At 59.9% G+C, this 4,412-nt stretch carries 3 protein-coding genes; all 3 read left to right on the plus strand.

The annotated features are described in order from the left end of the window. A partial coding sequence (locus VGE80_RS03645; protein WP_440591707.1) for an SLC13 family permease occupies nucleotides 1–1,360 on the plus strand: 1,360 nt, incomplete at its 5' end. A gap of 150 nt (nucleotides 1,361–1,510) precedes the next feature. After that, complete coding sequence (locus VGE80_RS03650; protein ID WP_440591708.1) at nucleotides 1,511–2,893, plus strand: sensor histidine kinase; 1,383 nt, start codon at nucleotides 1,511–1,513, stop codon at nucleotides 2,891–2,893. Next, on the plus strand, nucleotides 2,890–4,275 hold the full coding sequence (locus VGE80_RS03655; protein WP_440591709.1) for a sigma-54-dependent transcriptional regulator: 1,386 nt from the start codon (nucleotides 2,890–2,892) through the stop codon (nucleotides 4,273–4,275). The genes VGE80_RS03650 and VGE80_RS03655 overlap by 4 nt, the downstream gene beginning before the upstream one ends. Nucleotides 4,276–4,412: the final 137 nt, after the last annotated feature.

The raw sequence follows: 4,412 nt of genomic DNA on the forward strand, positions 1-4,412 counted from the left end.
CGGTATCCAGTCGGCGAAGACGGTCAGCCAGTCCTATCTCGGCGACAGTTCGTTCCTGTATCTCGGCGGGTTCGTCATTGCACTGGGGATCGAACGATGGGGACTGCACCGCCGACTCGCGCTCCTCACGGTGAATGCCACCGGGACCAGCCCCGCCCAGATCGTCTTCGGCTTCATGCTGGCCACGTTCTGCCTGTCGATGTGGATCAGCAATACCGCCACCACGGTGCTGATGCTGCCCATTGCTCTCGCGCTGCTCACATCACTCGAACGGCTGCCGGCCGACGCCGGAGCCAAAGCCAGCACACCCGACCCGCACTTCAACCATCTCGCGCTGGCTCTGACGCTGGGGATCGCTTATTCCGCCAGTATCGGGGGACTTGCCACACTGGTGGGCACCCCGACGAATCTCGCGTTTGTCGACATCTGGAATAAATCGTTCCCGGGTCAGCCCGCGGTTTCTGCCTCCCAGTGGATGCTGACCTGGACGCCGTTCGGATTTGTGATGCTGTTGTGCACCTGGCGGATTCTGATCTTCGGCCTGCGAACGCCAGCCGGGTTCGATCGCTTCGACCGTTCCTTCTTCCGTCACAAGCTGCGGGAGCTGGGTCCGATGACGTTCGCCGAAGGAGCCATGCTGACGCTGTTCGCGTCCACCGCCCTCCTCTGGCTGTTTCGCACCGACTTCACGTTTGGCGACTGGGTGCTGATTCGGGGCTGGGGATCGGCGATGGCCACCTGGCTGCAGCACATCGGCGTCCCTTCCGAGAAATCGCTGGAGTTCGTCAGTGACGGAACCGTCGCCATGACCGTGGCGACCCTGATGTTCGTCCTGCCAGCACAGCGCAGCCGCAACGGACAAGTGAAGTACCTGATGGACTGGCAGACGACGGCCAAGATTCCCTGGGGGATCATGCTGTTGTTTGGAGGTGGATTCGCCATCGCAGGCGCGTTTGAATCGACCAAACTTTCGGAGTGGATCGGGGGCATCTTCAAGGTTCTGGCGGATGGCCAGCCGACCTGGGTGCTGGTGATCGCCGTCTGCGTGCTGCTCACGTTTCTGACCGAATTCACGTCCAACGTCGCAACGGTGAATACGGTCCTGCCGATCATCGCTGCCGCGTCTGTCGCACTGGACGTTGATCCTCGGATGCTGATGATTCCGGCAACCGTGTCCGCAAGCTGCGCTTTTATGCTGCCCATCGGAACGCCCCCCAACGCCATCGTGTTCGGCACGGGACGAATCCGGATGAGCCAGATGGCGGGCTACGGGATCATTCTGAACTTGCTGGGCGTCGTGCTGGCTGTCGCCGCCACTTACGGATTGATGGTTCCTCAACTGGGAATTCAGACTCGCTGACGAGCTGTTTTAACACCAATCTGCCAAAACCACGCGCTGTGCTGCAGCCAGTATCGTCGACGAAATAATCAGTGTCAAATAAGATCATTGCTGCGATGAGCAGCGGTTTACGCCGTTCATCCCGCGTCTCCCCTCTGACGAAGGTCCCCCGTGAAGCTGCCCATTCGCGATCAGATTCTGTGGCCACTGATCGGGCTGCTTCTGCTCGCCATCCTGGCGAACGTGATCTTCTCGGCGTGGTGGATGTCGACTCGCAGCGCTAAAGCGCTCGACTCGCGGCAGCGCCAGATTATCGGCGTGCTCGAACAATCCAGTTTTCCGTTGCTTCCCACGGTCCTCGAGAAGCTGCACCTGCTGACCGGTGATGAACTTCTCGTCTGGGACTCTCAGCTCAAGAAAGTCGTTGCGGGAACACTTCCCCTGGATGTCCCTCCCCTCAAAGATGACCGCTGGATCGAAGAAGAGAATATCTCCCGACCCGACACGCTCCGCCAATGGACTATCGACGGCAAAGAGTACGTCGTCCGTGCCTGCCCGATCCGGGGTTCACCCGCTCAGACACTTTTCCTGCTGACATCCGACGAATCGCGACGACTTGCGACCATCGAAGCACTCTGGCCGCCACTGGCCGTTGGTGCGGGGACCCTGCTGCTCACGATTCCCCTGACGCTCCTGATTGCCTGGAACTGGGCGGGACGCGTCCGTTCGATCGAACAGCATGTGAAGTCGATTGCCCTCGGTCAGTTCGGTCTGGAACGCCCCAAAGGAGTCATCGACGATGAACTTTCCCGCCTGGTCGAAAGCATCAATTCGATGAGTCGGCAACTCGACTCGATGCGGCAGGAATTGATCCGCGGCGAACGAACGCGCCTGGTTGCACAGCTCACCGCCGGCTTTGCTCATCAGTTACGCAATGGTCTGGCGGGAGCCAAACTGGCGATCCAGTTGCATGAAAGCCGCTGTACGTCCAGTGTCGATCACAGCCTGATGGTCGCCCGCCAGCAACTGGCACTGACAGAGGAAGAAGTACGCTCGCTGCTGTCATTGGGCAAAGGGACCGGCCGGCAGCTCAGTCCTGTCGATCTGGGAGAAATCGCTCTCGTCGTTCGCAACCTGGTGACACCGTCATGCGATCACAAGAATGTGCGAATGACGTTGACCCTGCCTGCGGAAATCCCGCTGATCCAGGGATTCGCCGAAGGACTTCGCGCTGCGGTTCTCAACCTGACGCTAAATGCGATCGAGGCTGCGGGACCGGGTGGAAATGTCTGGTTGACCGTGCAGCCTCAGCCGGAAAGTATGATGCTGTTCATCGACGATGACGGACCGGGACCACCAGCCGAAGTCGCCGACTCGCTGTTTGACCTGTTCGTCACGACGAAACAGGAAGGAATCGGGCTGGGACTGGCCGTCGCTTCGACAGTCGCCCGAGACCACCAGGGCTCGCTGTCATGGCATCGACTGGGTGAACGGACCCGCTTTGAATTACGCCTCCCATTCCAGCCCGCGATTGAAGAGAATCATCCTGCATGAGTTCGATCCTGATTATCGACGATGAACCGGCCATCTGCTGGAGCCTGAAAGAACGGCTGGCGGACCAGGGACATCGTGTGCAAACCGCCTCAACGATTGAAGCCGCCAAGGAAATTCTGGCGACGTTCACTCCCGATGTGATCGTGCTGGACGTCCGCTTGCCGGGTGAAGACGGACTCACGGCGATTCCCCGGTTCCAGCAGTCGCATCCCACGGTTCCGATCGTGGTCATGACGGCCTTCGGCGACCTGCAAACGGTGGTCGAAGCGATGAACCGGGGAGCATTCGAATACCTGGTCAAACCGTTCGAGCTCAGTGACTTCCTCGCCGTCATCGAACGGGCGCTACAGACCGCCAGCCAGCCGACCGCCACAGCATCAGTCTCGTCCGACGTTCAGCAGCTTGTCGGTCGGGGCCCGGCAATGCAGGCCGTCTTCAAACAGATCGCGCTCGTCGCTCCGACCGACTTCCCCATACTCATTACAGGCGAAACGGGGACAGGAAAAGAACTGGTCGCCGACGCCATCCATCGCCACAGCCGCCGGGGGACTGGACCGTTCATGCGAGTCAGTCTCGCCAGCCTCTCGCCGACGGTCATCGAAAGTGAATTGTTCGGACACGTGAAGGGTGCCTTCACGGGAGCCACCCAGGACCGGCCGGGCCTGTTCGAACTGGCCGACCAGGGGACAATCTTCCTCGACGAAATTGGGGAAACGCCACTCTCGATCCAGGTGAAACTGCTGCGTGTACTCGAATCACGCTGCTACGCGCCGGTCGGTTCCAGCGAAGAAAAAGCAACCAACGCCCGTCTGATCGCCGCAACGAACCGCGACCTGCATTCGATGATCGCAGAAGGATCGTTCCGGGAAGATCTTTTCCACCGGCTGAAGGTCTTTTCGATCCATCTTCCTCCGTTGAGAACTCATCGTGAGGATATTCGCCCGCTGGTGGAATATTTTCTGGCCCGGCAGCAGGTCCCCATCAGCCCGTCCATCTCTGAGAGCTTCTGGGCCGAGATTGAACGCCGCGAGTGGAACGGGAACATCCGCGAACTCCGCAACGCCGTCGACCATGCAGCCGTGATGGCGCGAGGCGGCCCGCTGGCAGCCGAGCATCTTCCCTCCATAGCCGGGTTTAACCGAAACGAGCCGCAGCCCGGCCTTCAGCTCGAAGCGGCAATCACCCAATGGGTCCAGCAGCAACTGGCAGAAGTCGGTACAGAGCTTCCGTCTGACCTTCATCGAAAGTTCATGAGCATCGCCGAGAAAACGCTGTTCAACGAAGTCCTCAGCTACACCCAGCAGAACCGCAGCCTCGCCGCCAAACTGCTCGGCCTCGACCGCGCCACCCTCCGCACAAAGCTGGGCCCGCCCCCCACCTAGTGGTTTGTCACGATGAAAAATTAGGGTGCCACTGCATGACCGTCCTCGGTCACGCAGTGCTCTGTCAAGCATCAAAAAATGAGAAGACACTGCGTCTCCGAGGACTCCGATGCAGTGGCACACAACCCGACGATTTC

The sequence above is a fragment of the Schlesneria sp. genome (assembly GCF_036405755.1).
In the GTDB taxonomy this organism is placed as follows: Bacteria; Planctomycetota; Planctomycetia; order Planctomycetales; family Planctomycetaceae; genus Schlesneria; species Schlesneria sphaerica.